Source organism: Bordetella petrii (genome assembly GCF_000067205.1).
Lineage (GTDB): Bacteria > Pseudomonadota > Gammaproteobacteria > Burkholderiales > Burkholderiaceae_B > Bordetella_A > Bordetella_A petrii.
Genome location: NC_010170.1, coordinates 97,330 through 113,944, shown reverse-complemented (window position 1 = coordinate 113,944; position 16,615 = coordinate 97,330). Strand labels below are relative to the sequence as shown.

Annotated in this window: 15 protein-coding genes and 1 pseudogene; 9 read left to right on the top strand and 7 right to left on the bottom strand. The window is 67.5% G+C overall.

Features of this window, described 5'->3' with window-relative positions; genetic code table 11:
* Positions 1-4: 4 nt before the first annotated feature.
* Entirely contained in the window at positions 5-1,732 is a 1,728-nt protein-coding gene (locus tag BPET_RS00500) for an ABC transporter ATP-binding protein (protein ID WP_012247130.1), read from the top strand.
* Positions 1,729-2,967 (top strand): metal-dependent hydrolase family protein, encoded by a 1,239-nt coding sequence (locus BPET_RS00495; RefSeq protein WP_012247129.1) that lies wholly within the window; start codon positions 1,729-1,731, stop codon positions 2,965-2,967. Before BPET_RS00500 ends, BPET_RS00495 begins: the two co-directional genes overlap by 4 nt.
* Here the strand turns inward: BPET_RS00495 and BPET_RS00490 are convergent.
* Positions 2,964-4,307: a ferredoxin reductase family protein gene (locus tag BPET_RS00490; RefSeq protein WP_041862587.1), complete on the bottom strand. Its 1,344-nt coding sequence runs from the start codon at positions 4,305-4,307 to the stop codon at positions 2,964-2,966. The two genes, BPET_RS00495 and BPET_RS00490, sit on opposite strands and share 4 nt — an antisense overlap.
* An 82-nt stretch (positions 4,308-4,389) precedes the next feature.
* The gene (locus BPET_RS00485; RefSeq protein WP_012247127.1) at positions 4,390-4,701 is read right to left on the bottom strand and encodes a PepSY domain-containing protein; all 312 of its coding nucleotides are present in this window, start codon (positions 4,699-4,701) and stop codon (positions 4,390-4,392) included.
* Between the two features lie 183 nt (positions 4,702-4,884).
* Here BPET_RS00485 and BPET_RS00480 point away from each other — a divergent pair, with 183 nt between their 5' ends.
* Genes BPET_RS00480 through BPET_RS00470 form a run of 3 tightly spaced genes read left to right on the top strand, consistent with a single transcriptional unit; the run spans position 4,885 to position 7,291 of the window.
* Positions 4,885-5,244 carry a PepSY domain-containing protein gene (locus BPET_RS00480; RefSeq protein ID WP_081482946.1) on the top strand — a complete coding sequence of 120 codons (360 nt, stop codon included), beginning with the start codon at positions 4,885-4,887 and terminating at the stop codon, positions 5,242-5,244.
* Positions 5,244-5,906, top strand: coding sequence for a response regulator transcription factor (locus BPET_RS00475; RefSeq protein WP_012247125.1), 663 nt, complete (start codon positions 5,244-5,246; stop codon positions 5,904-5,906). The genes BPET_RS00480 and BPET_RS00475 overlap by 1 nt, the downstream gene beginning before the upstream one ends.
* Positions 5,903-7,291, top strand: coding sequence for a sensor histidine kinase (locus BPET_RS00470; protein WP_012247124.1), 1,389 nt, complete (start codon positions 5,903-5,905; stop codon positions 7,289-7,291). Before BPET_RS00475 ends, BPET_RS00470 begins: the two co-directional genes overlap by 4 nt.
* Positions 7,292-7,295: 4 nt before the next feature.
* Here the strand turns inward: BPET_RS00470 and BPET_RS00465 are convergent, their stop codons facing one another.
* Together BPET_RS00465 and BPET_RS00460 are read right to left on the bottom strand one after the other, a co-directional pair.
* The gene (locus BPET_RS00465) at positions 7,296-8,219 is read right to left on the bottom strand and encodes a TPM domain-containing protein (protein ID WP_407921177.1); all 924 of its coding nucleotides are present in this window, start codon (positions 8,217-8,219) and stop codon (positions 7,296-7,298) included.
* Positions 8,191-8,817 (bottom strand): LemA family protein, encoded by a 627-nt coding sequence (locus tag BPET_RS00460; RefSeq protein WP_012247122.1) that lies wholly within the window; start codon positions 8,815-8,817, stop codon positions 8,191-8,193. Before BPET_RS00460 ends, BPET_RS00465 begins: the two co-directional genes overlap by 29 nt.
* 553 nt (positions 8,818-9,370) lie before the next feature.
* Here BPET_RS00460 and BPET_RS00455 point away from each other — a divergent pair.
* The 4 genes and pseudogenes from BPET_RS00455 (at position 9,371) to BPET_RS00440 (ending at position 13,875) form a co-directional block, all read left to right on the top strand.
* Positions 9,371-10,842, top strand: a pseudogene (locus tag BPET_RS00455) (DEAD/DEAH box helicase).
* A 51-nt stretch (positions 10,843-10,893) separates the two neighbouring features.
* Positions 10,894-11,523, top strand: coding sequence for a LysE family transporter (locus tag BPET_RS00450; protein ID WP_012247119.1), 630 nt, complete (start codon positions 10,894-10,896; stop codon positions 11,521-11,523).
* Positions 11,524-11,572: 49 nt separating this feature from the next.
* On the top strand, positions 11,573-13,180 hold the full coding sequence (locus tag BPET_RS00445) for a peptide chain release factor 3 (RefSeq protein ID WP_012247118.1): 1,608 nt from the start codon (positions 11,573-11,575) through the stop codon (positions 13,178-13,180).
* Positions 13,181-13,212: 32 nt separating this feature from the next.
* Complete coding sequence (locus BPET_RS00440; RefSeq protein ID WP_012247117.1) at positions 13,213-13,875, top strand: hypothetical protein; 663 nt, start codon at positions 13,213-13,215, stop codon at positions 13,873-13,875.
* 85 nt (positions 13,876-13,960) lie between these two features.
* On the opposite strand, the gene bfr is transcribed toward BPET_RS00440, so the two are convergent.
* The 3 genes from bfr to rpoN all read right to left on the bottom strand — a co-directional run bounded on the left by bfr (position 13,961) and on the right by rpoN (position 16,603).
* Positions 13,961-14,437 (bottom strand): bacterioferritin, encoded by a 477-nt coding sequence (gene bfr / locus BPET_RS00435; RefSeq protein WP_012247116.1) that lies wholly within the window; start codon positions 14,435-14,437, stop codon positions 13,961-13,963.
* Positions 14,438-14,798: 361 nt separating this feature from the next.
* Positions 14,799-15,083, bottom strand: coding sequence for a (2Fe-2S)-binding protein (locus BPET_RS00430; protein ID WP_012247115.1), 285 nt, complete (start codon positions 15,081-15,083; stop codon positions 14,799-14,801).
* 98 nt (positions 15,084-15,181) lie between these two features.
* On the bottom strand, positions 15,182-16,603 hold the full coding sequence (gene rpoN, locus BPET_RS00425) for an RNA polymerase factor sigma-54 (protein WP_456236340.1): 1,422 nt from the start codon (positions 16,601-16,603) through the stop codon (positions 15,182-15,184).
* Positions 16,604-16,615: the final 12 nt, after the last annotated feature.

Below are 16,615 nucleotides of genomic sequence, written 5' to 3'. Positions count from 1 at the left end.
CGCCATGGCATTGCTCGACATTGAAAAGATGCGCATCGAGTTCGCCAGCCGGCGCGGCACGCTGGTGGCGGTAGACGGCGTTTCGCTGGCGCTGGAGCGCGGCGAGATACTGGGCGTGGTGGGAGAATCCGGCGCCGGCAAATCCACCATCGGCAACGCCGTGATGGGCCTGCTGGAGTTCCCCGGTCGCCTGGCGGGCGGCGAGGTGCACCTGGATGGGCACCGCATCGACGCCCTGCCGGAAGCCGAAAAACGCAAGGTGCGCGGCCGCCGCATCGGCATGATCTTCCAGGACCCGCTGACCTCGCTTGACCCGCTGCAGACCGTGGAGCGTCAGTTGGTGGAAACCATGCTGGTGCACCTGGACCTGAGCGTAGCCCAGGCCGAACAGCGTGCCGTGGACCTGCTGCGGCAGGTGGGCATCGACTCGCCCGAGCTGCGCGTCAAACAGTACCCCCATCAGTTCTCGGGCGGCATGCGCCAGCGCGTGGTCATCGCACTGGCCTTGTGCTGCGAGCCCGAAATCATCATCGCCGACGAGCCCACCACGGCGCTGGACGTATCGATCCAGGCGCAGATCCTGGACCTGCTGCGCAAGCTGTGCAAGGAAAAGCAAGTCGGCATGATCATCATTACGCACGACATGGGGGTGATCGCCGACGTCACCGACCGCGTCGCAGTGCTGTACCGCGGCAAGCTGGTTGAACAAGGCCCCACCGCAAAGATCCTGGGCGACCCCGACCACCCCTATACGCGCAGCCTGATCTCGGCCGTGCCGCGCCCCGACGTGAAGCTGCGCCGCTTCCCGCTGGTGACCTACATCGAAGACGTGAAGACGCCCGCCAAGCCGCTGGACATCAGCACGCACTGGCTGGGGCAGCGCCGCGATTTTGGCCAGGACGCCAGCGGACCGCTGGTACAGACGCAAGACCTGGGCATGCGCTTCGTGCTGAAGAACGCCTTCCTGGCGCGCAATCGCCGCACGCTCGATGCGGTCAAGCAGGTCAGCCTGTCGATCGCGCAGGGCGAAGTATTCGGCCTGGTGGGCGAGTCCGGATCGGGCAAATCCACCGTGGCGCGCCTGATATCGGGCCTGTACACACCCAGCGGCGGCGCGGTGTTGTTCAACGGCACCAACCTGACCGCCCTGAAAGACGAAAAACAGCTCAACGCCTTCCGGCGCCAGATCCAGATGGTGTTCCAGGACCCGTTCTCGTCGCTCAACCCGCGCATGCGGGTGCTGGACATCGTGGCCGAACCGATACGCTTTCACAAGCTGGCGGCCACCGAAACCGAAACGCGCCAGGTCGTGTCCGATCTGCTCGACATCGTGGGCCTGGGCGCGGCCGCGGCCCGCCGCTATCCGCACGAGTTCTCGGGCGGACAGCGCCAGCGCATCTGCATCGCGCGCGCGCTGGCCACCCGGCCGCGCTTTCTGATCTGCGACGAGCCGACCTCGGCGCTGGACGTGTCCATCCAGGCGCAAATTCTCAATCTGCTGAAAGACCTGCAAGAGCAGCTGGGCCTGACCATGCTGTTCATCAGCCACGACCTGCCTGTCATCCGCCAGATGTGCGACCGCGTGGGCGTCATGCGGCACGGCGAACTGCTGGAAGTGGCCGAGACGGAAACCCTGTTCAATGCCCCGCAGCACGAGTACACCCAGCACCTGCTGGGCCTGATGCCGCAGCTGCAAGTCATGTCCCGCAAGGGGCTGGAGGTGGAATCATGAGCGCGGCGCACGAAAGCGCATCGACAGGCAATACCGGCCCGCTGCTGTTTACCGGCGGCAATGTGTTCGATGGCCAGGGCGGCCTCCTGGCCGGCCAAGCGGTGCTGGTGGAAGACGGGCGCATCGCCCGGGTGGCGCCGGCCGGCCAGTTCGAGGGTTACGCCGGCCAGCGGGTAGATACCACGGGCATGACCCTGCTGCCCGGCCTGGCCGATTGCCACGTACACCTGGTGTTCACCGGCAGCGCCGACCCGCACGCGCAAATGAGCCGCCAGGGCCCGGCGCAGATCACGCTGACGGCGCTGGAAAACGCCCAGGCGGCGCTGCGCGGCGGCATCACCGCGGTGCGCGACTGCGGCGGCAAGGATTACCTGGAATTCGGCGTGCGCGACGCCATTGCGCGTGGCGTGTTCGCCGGGCCCACCATCAAGGCGGCCGGCCGCATGATCTGCATGACCGGCGGCCACGGCAACCGCACCGGCCGCGTGGCCGATGGTTGTGACGAAGTCGTCAAGGCAGTGCGCGAACAAGTGCATGCGGGCTGCGACCTGGTGAAAATCATGGCCACCGGCGGCGTCATGACGCCCGGCGTCAACCCCATGGATGCGCACTACAGCTACGACGAGATGCACGCCGGCGTGCGCGAGGCCAAGCGCTTCAGCAAAAGCACGGCCAGCCACGCGCAGGGCACCGAAGGCATTCTGAATGCCGTGCGCGCGGGCATCGATTCGATCGAGCACGGCATTTTCATGGACCAGCAATGCCTGGACGAAATGCTCGCCAGGCAGACTTTCCTGGTGCCCACCATCGCCGCGCTGCGCAACATTCTCGACAACGCCGACCGGGGCATTCCCGCCTACGTGGTGGACAAGGCGCGGGCCGTCGAGCAGCGCCACCGCGAATCGTTCCAGATGTACTACCGCGCCGGTGGGCGCATTGCCATGGGCACCGACGCGGGCACGCCGTTCAACCGCCACGGCCGCAACGCCGAAGAGCTGGCGTATATGGTGGCCTTTGGCATGACGCCCGCCGATGCCCTGGTGGCCGGCACCTCGCGCGCCCACGAATTGCTGGGCCTGCCGGGCCATGGCATCGTCAGCGAAGGCGCCGTGGCCGACCTGCTGCTGGTGCGCGGAGACCCCACCCAGGACATCGCCTGCGCGGCCGACACGCAGCACCACGTGGCGGTGCTGAAGCAGGGCCGGCTGGCCGCCGGCGCGCTGCCGCCGGCTTAGCGCATTTCGAACGCTTCTTGATGCACGCGCAGGCCGGGCAGGCCGGCGCGGCGCAATTCGCGGCGCACCAGCGCGGCCAGGCCGGCGGGACCACAGAACCACACGCCCTCGGCTTGCGCGGCGACATCGGGCGAGACCAGTTGCGCGGCGGTCAGGCCTTGCCCGCCGCGGCCGTCGTACACCGTAAGCGTAATGGACGGCAGAGCATCGCACATGGCGCGCAACCGGGCCACGAAGGGGTCAGCCCCGGCATCGCGCACACAGTAATGCAGGTGCGCGCGCGGCGCGGCGTCCGGGTCGGCCTGCATGGCCTGCAGCCACGACAGGAACGGCGTGATACCGATGCCGCCCGCCACCCAGATCTGCATCGCCTCGGGCTGGCGGGGCGCCGGCTGGAAACAGCCGTACGGACCTTCGACGGTGACACGCTGTCCGGGGCGGACACGGGCGGCCAGGCCCCGGGTATAGTCGCCCAGCTCTTTAATCTGGAACGTCACGCGACGGTCGGGCCCGGGCGCGCTGGCAATGGTGTAGGGATGTGCGCCTTCGGCGCGGTCCAGTGTCAGGAACGCGAACTGGCCCGGACGATGGCCCGGCCAGCCGGTGTCCAGCTCACAGACCAGTTCCAGCACGCCGGCGGTTTGCCCGCCCAGTGCAGGCTGGCTCAGCGCCACCACCTTGCCGCCAACCTTGCGGCGCTGGCCCACGCGGCCGCGCAGTACGCGCCACGCCGCCAGCACGCCCCCGGCCATCAGGGGCGCCAGCAACACGCCGGTTGCGCCCAGCCAGTGCTGGCGCGGCAACAGCGCCACGGCGTGCGCCACCAGGGCCAGGTACAGCAGCGGCATGGCGCGATGCACCCAGCGCCATGCATGATAGGGAACGCGGCGCCACAGGGTAATGAGCAACATCGCCAGCAGCACGTACAGGCCCCATTCACCGACATCTTTGGCGAAGTCGCGCGCGTTTTCGAACCATGGCAGCGCTGCCGGGCGGGGCGCGCGGCCCGCGACGCCGATCAGTGTTTTCAGCGGGCCGCTGGCAAGCTTGGCCAGCCAATGCGCCAGCCCGAAGGCCACGGCCAGAATGCCCGCCCATTTGTGCAGGCGATAAACCCGGTCCATGCCGCCCAATGGGCGTTCCAGCCAGGCGGGTCGCAGCGCCAGGATCATGACCAGGGACATCAGCCCGATGGACCAGATACCGGTAAGGTAGAGGGACTGCTGCCGCAGCAGCCACGGCCAGTCGCCCTGCAAGGGCGCCTGCAAAACGACAACATCCAGCCCCCAGGCCAGGGCTAGAACGCCCAGGAACAGGCCGATGACGGTACGGGTATGCATGATGAAACTCTTGTGATGCCGCCCAGGTCCGGCACTGAGCCGGCCCGGGCGCGGCGGCGCGCGGGCCGCGGGATGCGGCCGATCAATCGTGCAGCTTGGTGCGCTCGATGGCGCCGTTGTGCGCATTTATATAGAGCTTGACCCGGCGCGCCTGAGCATCGCGCGCCTTCACTTCGTAGCGGTCGCGTTCCAGCTCGATTTCGGTGATGTCGCGGTAGCCCGCCGCCTCGAGCGAATCGTAGACCTGCCGTATCGACCATATCGCCGCCTTCGGGGCGCTTGCGGCCGGGCCGGACGCGGCGGCCGGCGCCGGCGTCGGCGTCTGCGCCTGGACGGCCAGCGCGGCGGCGCCCAGGGCAACGCCAGCAAGCAGGGTTCGGATCGTGGTGTTCATGATGAAGTTCCTTTGCAGTACGAATGAGGGTAGGGGCAGGTCTTGCAAGGCCATGGAAGGCATTATCAGCAGGCGCCCATGAACTCGATCTGAAGCGGCCGTTCACCTTTCATTCATCAACGCGGGGGTATAACCTCTGTGGCAAGATTCCCTGTGCCGCCATGTCGCCCGCACGCCATTCCCATGAGCCGTTCCGTTTCCCCACTCGCCGCGCCGCTGCGCGCCTGCCTCGCCGTCTTCCTGTGCTGCGCGACGCTGCTCGGGCTGCCGCCCGCATCGGCCGGCGAACGCGACCATGACCGCGCCCGCCAGGCGCTGCAAGAGGGCAAGATATTGCCGCTGCGCAGCGTGCTCGACATCGTCGAGCAGTCCTACCCAGGCCAGGTGGTCAAGGTGGAATTCGAAGAAGACGATGGCGAGTACCTGTACGAAATCCGCCTGCTCCAAGACAGCGGCAATCTGCTCAAGCTGAAGATCGACGCGCGCGACGGCCGGGTGCTTGCCGTCAAGGGCAAGAACGTACGCTTCCGGGGCGACCACTGATGCGAGTCCTGCTCATCGAAGACGAACCCACGCTGGCCGCGCAGCTGGAACAGGCGCTGCGCGCTGCCGGATACACCGTAGACCGCGCCGCCGACGGCCAGACCGCGCACTACCTGGGCGACGTGGAAGCTTTCGACGCGGTGGTGCTCGACCTGGGCCTGCCGGTGCTGGATGGCCTGACCGTTCTCAGGCGCTGGCGGGCGGCGGGGCGCAACATGCCGGTGCTGATCCTGACGGCGCGCGATAGCTGGCATGAAAAAGTCGCCGGCATCGACGCCGGCGCCGACGACTACCTGGCCAAGCCGTTCCACATGGAAGAGCTACTGGCGCGCGTGCGCGCCCTGATCCGGCGCAACAGCGTGCATGCCAGCGCCGAATGGCGCTGCGGCCCGCTCATGCTGGATACCCGCCAGGCCAGGGTGACGCTGGACGGCGCCCCCATTACCCTGACCAGCCACGAGTTCAAGGTGCTGGCCATGCTTATGCAGCATGCCGGCGAGGTCGTATCGCGCCAGCAATTGGTCGAACATCTCTATGCCCAGGACTTCGACCGCGATTCCAACACCATCGATGTGTTCATCGGCCGCCTGCGCAAGAAGCTGCCGCCGGACACCATCGAAACCGTGCGCGGGTTGGGCTACCGGCTGGCGGGCAATTCATGAACGGCTCCGTGTCCATGGCCCCGCCGCGACGGGCCGGGTCGCTGCGCTGGCGCCTGCTGGTGGGCACCCTGGCATGGATATCCCTGTCGGTGGCCGTCGCGGGCTGGGGGCTGGCCAGCCTGTTTCGCCAGCACGTCACGCAGCAACTGCACGCCGAGCTGATGCTGCACCTGAATCAGCTGACAGCGGCGGTCAACATCGGGCCTGACGGAAAGGTCAACGTATTTCCCCCCCTCAGTGATCCCCGGTTCGACCAGCCGCTATCGGGCCTGTACTGGCAGATCGACCGCGCCGGCAACGGCGCCGCCGCGCCCGAAGGCCTTGCCCGGTCCCGCTCGCTATGGGACCAGACCCTGCCCGTGGTTACGGCGGACCCCCAGGAGGGCTACCTGATCAACGGCCCCGAAAATCGCCAGTTGTATGCCGTGGCACGCCTGCTCACGCCGGCCGAACCCGATACGCCCCGGCTGCGGCTGGTGGTGGCCGCCGACCGCGGCGTACTGGCAGAACCTATCGAACGCTTCAATCACATGCTGGCCATCTCGCTGGGCGCCCTGGCCGCCGGTCTGGTCCTGGCCGCGGTCATGCAGGTGCTGATCGGACTGCGCCCCCTTGCGCGGCTGCGCCGGCAACTGTCGCAGCAACCGGCGGGCAGCAGCGTGCGCATAGAAGGGCGCTACCCTAGCGAAGTTCAACCGCTGGTCGACGATTTCAACCGGATGCTCACGGTCAACGACGAAATCATCCAGCGCGCCCGTACCCAGGCCGGCAACCTGGCGCACGCCGTCAAAACCCCCCTGGCCATCCTGGCCAACGCCGCGGCCGCCGAGCAGAGCCCGCTGGCGGAACTGACCCGGGAACAAGTCGAAATCGCCCGCCGGCAAATCGACCACCACCTGGCGCGCGCCCGCGCGGCGGCGTCGTCGGGCGCGGCCGATTTACGGACCCCGCTGCATGAGCCCATGCAGGGCCTGGTGCGCGCCATGCGGCAGCTTTACGCCGAACGCAAACTGGACATCGCGCTGGCCCCGCATCCGCCCGAACTCTGCTTCCGTGGCGAACCGCACGACTTGCAGGAAATGGTGGGCAACCTGCTGGACAACGCCTGCAAATGGGCCAACCGGCGCGTCCTGGTCACCGCCGAACGCGACAGCGACGGCGCCGGCCGCCTGGCGATCCATGTCGATGACGATGGCGCCGGCATCGCCGCCACCGAGCGCGAGCGCATTTTCCAAAGAGGCGTGCGCATGGACGAACAACGCCCCGGTTCCGGCCTGGGATTGGACATCGTGCGGGACCTGGCCTGCACCTACGGCGGCGACGTGCAGGCAGGCGCCTCGCCTCTGGGCGGGCTGCGCATCACCTTGTTGCTGCCCGCCGCCTGACGCGTTACCAGCGCCCCGAGGCGCCGCCACCGCCGCTGCGGCCGCCGCCGCCGCCAAAACCGCCGCCGCCGCCAAAGCCGCCGCCTCCGCCAAACCCGCCGCCGAAGCCACCACCGCCGCGGCCGCCGCGGCGCGACGCGTTCAGCAGGCGGCGCTTGATGCCCAGCAGCCCCAGCAATCCGCTGACCGCGAAACCGCCGACGCCGCCCAGCACCGCCGCCCACCAGGTGCCGAATATCATCCACGACGCCGCAGCAGCAGCCAGGCCGGCCACAATGGCCGGCAGCCCCAGCATGAACGCTCCCAGCAGCAGGAAGAACGGCCAGTCCTGCTCGGGGCCGCCCTCCGCGGCCCGCGGCGCGGGTGCCGGCAGGGGCTCGCCGTCTATCAGTTTTTCGATAGCGGCCACGCCCGCCTCGATGCCGCCGCCGAAGTCACCCGACTGAAAGCGCGGCACGATCTGTTCGCGGATGATGCGGCTGGCCAGGGCGTCGGGAATGGCGCCCTCCAGCCCGTAGCCGACCTCGATGCGCAGGGTGCGGTCTTCCTTGGCCACCACCAGCAACACGCCGTCGTCCGTATTCTTGCGCCCCAGCTTCCATTGCTCGAATACGCGCGTGGCGTATTGCTCGATGGTGTCGGGCGCCGTACTGGGCACCACCAGCACCGCGACCTGGGCGCCCTTGCGCTGCTCCAGGGCCGCCAGCCGCTGCTCCAGCGCCTGGCGCCGGGCGCTGTCGAGCGTGCCCGTGGAATCGGTAACGCGCGCATGCAAGGCCGGGACCGCGGCCGGGGCGGCCGGCTGGGCCATGGTTGGCACGCCGGCCAGCAACAGCGCCCATAGCGCCAGCAGGACAGCCAGCCAGATGGCCGGGCCGCGCTGCCTGGCGGCCAGATGCTTATTGGGCCGGTTTGGGCGCGCTGGCATCATTGCTGAAGCGGATTTCCGGCGGCCGGGAAATGGCTGCCTCGTCGTCCACGCCGAAGTTGGCCTTGGGCGCATAACCGAAGATCTTGGCCGTAATTACGCCGGGAAACTGGCGCACCAGCACGTTGTACGCCTGCACCGACTGCACGTAGCGGCCGCGCGCCACCGAAATGCGGTTCTCGGTGCCTTCCAGCTGCGCCTGCAGGTCGCGGAACAGGCCGTCGGCCTTGAGCTGCGGGTAGTTCTCGGACACGGCAATCAGCCGCGACAGCGCCGAGGTAAGCTGGCCCTGCGCCTGCTGGAAGCGCTGCACGGCGGCCGGGTCATCCAGCTGGTCGGCGGTGATCTGCACGCTGCCCACTTTGCTGCGCGCCTCGGTCACTTGCGTGAGCACCTCGCGCTCGTGCGTCATGTAGGCGTCAACCGATTTCACCAGCTGGGGCACCAGGTCGGCGCGCCGCTGATACTGGTTCAACACTTCCGACCAGGCCGCCTTGACCTGCTCGTCGGCCGCCTGGATGCTGTTGTAGCCGCAACCCGACAGTACGGCGGCGGCCAGCGCGATCAGGGAAAGACCCAGCCAGCGGGATATTCTCATGATGTCGTATTCCTTTCCGGTACATGCGTCGCGCCCCAGCGGGCGACGCGCGAGGTGCCGCCATTACAGCAGGTCACCCCCCAGTTTGCCCAGGCCACCGTGTAACGCCATCTATTTATTGTTACGTGACACGACAACCCGGTCCCGGCTACAGCGATCCAAATTCGCCTTGAATACAGCGCGCCGAATTCGCATTGACACAGCCCCGCGTCGTCCGCTCAGGCAAGGGCGGCGCGTTGGCCGGCGGGGCAGCCTGCGCAGCAGGCCTCGGGCGCCTGGATGCGCCCGAGCCCGACGGACGGGCGCCGCCCTCGCCTGAGCGGACGGCGCGGGGCGCCGCAAGAAACCGAGCCTGCCCCACACCCACCGCGTGCATAACCATGCGCTTAGGCTACAATGCCCCCCGGTGTGTCTAGCCAATCGGCACACATACGCTGGCGCCTAGCCGCCACGCCCGGCCTTCGCGCAATTGCGCGAGCCTTCCTTTTCTCCTCATTCGACCGCCTGGATTGGAGTCTCTCAACTTGAGCGACAGGCTGCCGCTGGAGTTGTTTTGACTGCCACTGTTTCTTTCGCCGACCTCGGTCTGGCCGATCCCCTTTTGCGTGCCATCGCCGAAACCGGCTACACCGCGCCCACCCCCATTCAGGCCCAGGCCATCCCGCAAGTGCTGAAAGGCGGCGACCTGCTTGCCGCCGCCCAGACCGGGACCGGCAAGACCGCCGGCTTCACGCTGCCCATCCTGCACCTGCTGATGCAGCAAAAGCCCGCGCTGAAAAAGCCCGGCCGCCCGCGCTGCCTGATCCTGACTCCGACCCGCGAACTGACCGCCCAGGTCGCCGAATCGGTGCGCACCTACGGCAAGCATACCCCGCTGACCTCGATGGTGATGTTCGGCGGGGTCAACATCAATCCGCAGATCAGCGCGCTGAAAAAGCCGCTGGATATCCTGGTGGCCACGCCCGGCCGCCTGCTGGACCACTGCGGCCAGAAAACCGTCGACCTGTCCGGCGTCGAGATCCTGGTGCTGGACGAAGCCGACCGCATGCTCGACATGGGCTTCATCCGCGATATTCGCAAAGTGCTGGCCCTGCTGCCCAAGCAGCGCCAGAACCTGCTGTTCTCGGCCACGTTCTCCGATGAAATCCGCAGCCTGGCGCGCGGCGTGCTGAACAACCCGGGCGAAGTGTCGGTTACCCCGCGCAACACCGCCACCGAACTGGTCACGCAAACCGTGCACCTGGTCGAGCAGCACCACAAGCGCGACCTCATCAGCCACATCATCCGCGAAAGCGGCTGGCACCAGGTGCTGGTGTTCACGCGCACCAAGCACGGCGCCAACCGCCTGGCCGAGAAGCTGGTGAAAGACGGCCTGAGCGCCGCGGCGATCCACGGCAACAAGAGCCAGGCGGCGCGCACCCGCGCCTGTCGGGCTTCAAGGACGGCAACGTGGCCGTGCTGGTGGCCACCGACATCGCCGCGCGCGGACTCGACATCGACCAGCTGCCGCAGGTGGTGAACTTCGAACTGCCCAACGTGCCCGAAGACTACGTCCACCGCATCGGCCGCACCGGCCGCGCGGGCGCCACGGGCGCGGCCGTGTCGCTGGTCGACAACAGCGAAATCAAGCTGCTCAAGGGCATCGAGCGCCTGATCGGCAAGACCATCGAACGCCTGCCCGTGCAGGGCTGGACGCCGCCGGCCGGCAGCAGCGCCGCGGCCTACGAGCGCCAGGAACGCGACGAAGACAACCGTCAGCCGCGCCGCCAGGGCGCGCGCGGCAACGGCGGCGACCGCGCCGGCCGGCCCGGCCAGGCGCCCCGCCAGGGCAATGGCGGCCGCGCCGCCGCCCAGGGCCGCCCGGGCGGCCAGCGCCAGGCGCCGGCTCCGCGCGGCGACCGTCCTTCCGGCGGCGGCCACCGGGCCGACAACCGCACTGCGCCGCAGGCCCCGCGCCAGGCGGAAAGCGGGCGGCCGGCCGGCCATCGCACGGGGGCACCGCGCGCGGCACTGCTGGGCAAGTAATATCCGTATCCTGTCCCACGCACCGGCGGCCCGCCGCCACAGGAAACCCGTATGACGCTCTCGACCTGGCTGACCTTTTTCGTGGCCTCCTGGGCCATCTCTTTCTCACCGGGGGCGGGCGCCATTTCGGCCATGACCTCGGGGCTGAAGTACGGTTTCGCGCGCGGCTACTGGAACACGGCCGGCCTGATCATGGGCATCCTGGTCCAGTTTGTGATCGTGGCGGTGGGGCTGGGCGCCGTGCTGGCCACCTCCGAGATCGCCTTCTCGGTGGTCAAGTACCTGGGCGTGGCCTACCTGGTGTACCTGGGCGTGCGCCAGATCCGCACCGACGCGGCGCCCGTGGCCGTCGATACCGGCGACCCCGCCCGCTTCTCGGTGCGCGAACTGGTGGTGCGCGGCGTGCTGGTCAACGTCATGAACCCCAAGGGCACGGTGTTCCTGCTGGCGGTCGTGCCGCAGTTCGTCGATACGGCCCATGCGCTCACGCCGCAATACGCCGCGCTGGCGGGCACCCTGGTGTTCACCGACATGGTCGCCATGGGCGTGTATACACTGCTGGCCGCCAAGGTGCTGCGGCTACTGCGCGACGCCCGGCACATCCGCTGGATGAACCGCATTTTCGGCTCGCTGTTCATCGTGGCGGGCGTTTTCCTGGCCACCTTCCGCCGCCAGGCGTAATGGCTTCGATGCCGGTGCGCGGGCGCGCGCCGGTAAAATCGCATCAACCATGAATATTTCCCAAGAAGTCGCCCGGCGACGCACGTTCGCCATCATTTCCCACCCCGACGCCGGCAAGACCACGCTTACCGAAAAGCTGCTGCTGTTCGCGGGCGCCATCCAGATCGCCGGCAGCGTCAAGGCGCGCAAAGCGTCGCGCCACGCCTCGTCCGACTGGATGGAAATCGAAAAGCAACGCGGCATTTCGGTGGCCTCGTCGGTGATGCAGATGGAATACCGCGACTGCGTCATCAACCTGCTCGATACCCCGGGCCACCAGGACTTCTCCGAAGACACGTATCGCGTGCTTACCGCCGTGGACGCCGCGCTGATGGTCATCGACGCGGCCAACGGCGTCGAGCCGCAGACCATCCGCCTGTTGCAGGTCTGCCGCGCGCGCAACACGCCCATCATCACGTTCATCAACAAGATGGACCGCGAAGTGCGCGAACCGCTCGACCTGTTGTCCGAGATCGAAGGCCACCTGGGCATGGACGCGGTGCCGTTCTCATGGCCCGTGGGCATGGGCAAATCGTTCGGCGGCGTGTTCGACATCCGCCGCGACCGCATGCGCGTGTTCCGCCCGGGGCAGGAACGCCGCTCCGACGACGACGACATCATCGACGGCCTGGACAATCCCGAAATCGCCAGCCGCTTCGGCTCGGCCTTCGAGCAGGCCAACGGCGAAATCGAGCTCATCCAGGAGGCCGCCCCGGCCTTCGACCGCGAGGCCTTCCTGGCCGGCCGGCAGACGCCGGTGTTCTTCGGCTCGGCCATCAACAACTTCGGCGTGCAGGAAGTGCTGGACGCCCTGGTGGAACAGGCGCCGCCCCCGGGCCCGCGCCAGGCGCTCGAACGCCTGGTCGAGCCGCAGGAACCCAAGTTCACCGGGGTGGTGTTCAAGGTGCAGGCCAACATGGACCCGGCCCACCGCGACCGCGTGGCGTTCGTGCGTGTCAGCTCGGGCCGCTTCGAGCGCGGCATGCGCCTGAAGGTAGCCCGCACCAACAAGGAAATGCGGCCCAACAACGTAGTGTCGTTCCTGTCGCAACGCCGCGAATTGCTCGACGAAGCCTATGCGGGCGACGTCATCGGCATTCCCAACCACGGCGTGCTGCAGCTGGGCGACGTGCTGACCGAAGGCGAAAGCCTGCGCTTCACCGGGCTGCCGTTCTTCGCCCCTGAACTCTTCCAGGCCGTCGAAGTCAAAGATCCTCTGCGCACCAAGCAGTTGCGCATCGGCCTGACGCAATTGGGCGAAGAAGGCGCCATCCAGGTTTTCCGCCCCGAAGCGGCCGGCGGCACGCTGCTGCTGGGCGCGGTCGGGCAGCTGCAGTTCGAAGTCGTGGCGCACCGCCTGAAAACCGAATATGGGGTCGAAGCACGGATGTTGCCGTCGCGCTACACCATGGCCCGCTGGATCACCTCCGAGAACCCGCGCGCGCTGCGCAAGTTCATGGATGCCAACGCGGCACACATCGCCTATGATGTCGTAGATGCGGCGGCTTTTTTGATTGGTTCGCCTGCGCAACTGCGCGTGGCAGAAGACCTGTATCCGGATGTGAAATTCCACGCCATGCGCGAGCATGGCGGCCAGGTCTTCGGAAGCCACGCATAGGCGGGCAGGTCGCCGCAAAGAAGAGGGTAGCAATGTCTTGGCGAGTATTGTTCGCAACGCTCCTGCTGGCGCTGGGCGCGGCGGCATGGGGCGGAATCCAACTGGGCGATTGGCTGGTGGCGCACGCGCCCAAGGCAACGGCCGCGCCCGGCCAGGAAAGCCTGGTGTCCCAGGAACCGGTACTGGATGCCAACGGCAGGCCATACGTGGCGCAACCGCCCCAGCCGCGCGTCGATGGCACCTTGGGCGTACCCGACAAGCCCAGCGGCGAAAGCTGGACGGTGTCCACGGTGTCGTTGTTCGACACCACCACCGACCCGTCGGTGCACATCTCGCGCGACAACATCAGCATGGACGAAGCCCGCGAGCTCGCCGCGGCATCGCCCGTGCCGCTGCCGTCGGGCCCTTCCGACGTCACCACGCTCGACCTGCAATCGCTGCCGCCCACCACCACGGCGCCGCCGCCCAACCAGCAGGCCTACGCCCTGAACCCGCCGGTTACCATGCCCACCGCGCCCACGCCGCCGGCGGCCAATAACGGCGCCTGGAAGCAGGCGCTGCAGCAAGAGCTGGCACGCTGCGCCGACAAGGGCTTTTTCGAGCGCCCCACGTGTTCCTGGAATGCCCGCAACAAGTACTGCGGCCCCAACCGCGCCTGGGGCACCATCGCCGAATGCCCGCGGCGGCCCGAATAGCCGGCTGATGCGCACATGAAAAAACCCGCCATTGGCGGGTTTTTTTTGTGCGGCTTTTGTGTGGCAATGGCCACGAACGCGACGATCAGCCTTCGGCTTCCATCTGGCTTTGCAGGTAGTTCTGCAGGCCGACCTTGCCGATCAGTTCGATCTGGGTTTCCAGGTAGTCGATGTGCTCTTCGGTGTCGTCCAGGATGTCCTGGAAGAGGTCGCGCGACACGTAATCGCGCACCGATTCGCAATGGGCGATGGCTTCTTTTACGGTGGCCTGCGCGCCTTGCTCGAGCTTCAGGTCACAGGACAGCATTTCAGGCACGTCTTCGCCTATCAGCAGCTTGTGCAGGTCTTGCAGGTTGGGCAGGCCGTCGAGCATCAGAATGCGCTCGATCAGGCGGTCGGCGTGTTTCATTTCGCCGATGGATTCTTCGTATTCGTGCTTGCCGAGTTTCTGCAGGCCCCAGTGCCGCAGGATGCGGGCATGCAGAAAATACTGGTTGATGGCCGTCAGTTCATTGGTCAGTTGTTTGTTCAGGAACTGGATGACCGTCTTGTCGCCTTTCATGATGAACTCCTTGATCCCGGAACGCGGCGCCCGCGCCCCTGCGTGCGCCCAAATCGCGCATGCAACGCTGGCAGGCTAACACCGCATGGGGCGCCGCGGCTAGGGTGGCGCCCCATTTGGTAAATGGCTTTGCAATCGCGACGCGAAAACGACAATCGAATGAGAATGAGTATGCGTGTTGGACGGCCCGCACCCGGCGTTCAGCCATGGCTGGCTTTGCGACGCACTGCACTCGCGAATGGCATCCGGCAAGCGGCTACATCTGGCGCCGTGACCCTCGGATGAATAGGTAAATTGTGCCGCCGGCGGCGGCCCGGCGATGTTGGCGAACTACAACGAGAAAATGGCGCGGCAGCGCGGCTCAGGCAGCCGCGACCAGGCGAACCGGAAAACCGTTGGCCGCCGGGGCATCGGTTTCGACGACGGCGCCGGCGGCGGCCGGGGCGACGTCCATGGCCACCGAATTCACGTTGCAGACGCTGGAGCAGCGCCCACCCGGCAGGTATTCCTGCGCCGTGGCGGCGCAGCAGCCGCAGCACGTCGCCACGCCCAGTTCGAACTGCAAGTCCGACAGCGTGGTGGCGCCCGCGTCCACAGAGGCGCGGACCTGGCGTTCGGTGATGGCGTTACATACGCAAATGTACATGAGAATAATTATCGTGATTTATTCTCATAAACGCAAGCCGGCGGCGTGCGCGGCCCTGCGCGCAAGCGCTTGAAAACAGGGACGAATTACACCGGAGGCTAACGGCCGGCGTGCGCCTTGCGCAGGCTGGCGGGCGCGATGCGCAACGCTTCGCGGTACTTGGCAACCGTGCGGCGGGCGATCACGATGCCCTGGTCGGCCAGCCGCTGGGTGATCTGGTTGTCGGATAGCGGCTTGGCCCGGTCTTCGCCCGCTACCATCTGGCGGATGACCGCCTGCACGGCCGTGGCCGACGCGACGTCGCCGGCATCGGTAGCCACCCCGCTGCCGAAGAAATGCTTGAGTTCCAGCGTGCCGAACGGCGTCAGCATGTATTTCTGGGTGGTGGCGCGGGAAATGGTGGACTCGTGCAGCCCCAGCTCGCCGGCAATGTCTTTCAAGATGAGCGGCCGCATGGCGGCCGGACCTTCGCTGAAAAACGCCGACTGGTGCGCAACGATGGCCTGCGCCACGCGCAGGATGGTGTCAAAGCGCTGCTCGACATTGCGGATCATCCAGCGGGCCTGCTGCAGTTGCGCGTGCAGGCCCGCATGGCTGGCTTCGCGCTGGTTGCCGAGCAGTTGCGCATACAGCGTGTTGACCTGCAGGCGCGGCACCGCGGCGCTGTTCAGCACTGCCTGCCAGCCTTGCCGGGTTTTGCGCACGATGACGTCCGGCACCGCGTAATCGGCGGCCGGCACCGTCCAGGCGCGACCGGGGCGGGGGTCAAGCCGGCGGATCAGGGCGTGCGCGGCCCGGGCGGTAGCGTCGTCGCATTGCAAGGCGTCGCGCAGGCGCGCCGCGTTGCCGCCCGCCAGCAGCGGCAGGTGGTCGGCGCACAACCGGCGCGCGCAGGCCAGCACGGTGGGATCAGCCGCTTCGGGCAGGCGCGACGGGTCGGGGTTGCGCAATTGCAACACCAGGCATTCCGCCATGTCCCGCGCGCCGATGCCGGGCGGATCGAACGACTGCAGCAAGCACAGGGCCGCGCGCAACTCGTCGAGGTCGGCTTCGGCTTCGGGCGGCAGCCACTCCAGGATTTCCTCCAGCGGCGAGGCCAGATAGCCGTTTTCGTCCAGTTCGTCGATCAGCAGGCTTACCAGCGCGGCATCGCGCCGTCCGGCCCGGGTCAGCCCCAACTGGGCCAGCAGGTGCTCGCGCAGCGTATCGCTGCGCGCCGTATCGGGCCCGTCGGGGCGGTCGTCGGGGTATACGCCGCCCGCGCCGGGCATTTCGTCGATGCGGGTCTCGGCCTCGCGTGCGGGCTCGGCGTCGATGTCGGCTTCGCGCTCGGTGGGCGCGTCGACCTCGGCTTCGGACCGTTCGTCGTTGCGTTCCAGCATGGGGTTGTCGGCCAGGGCCTGCGAGATCTCGGCCTGCAGGTCCAGCGTGGAAAGCTGCAGCAATCGTATAGATTGTTGCAGCTGGGGGGTCAACGTCAGGTGTTGACCGGTACGAAGTTCTAACGCGGGCCGGGTCATAGGTACAATATT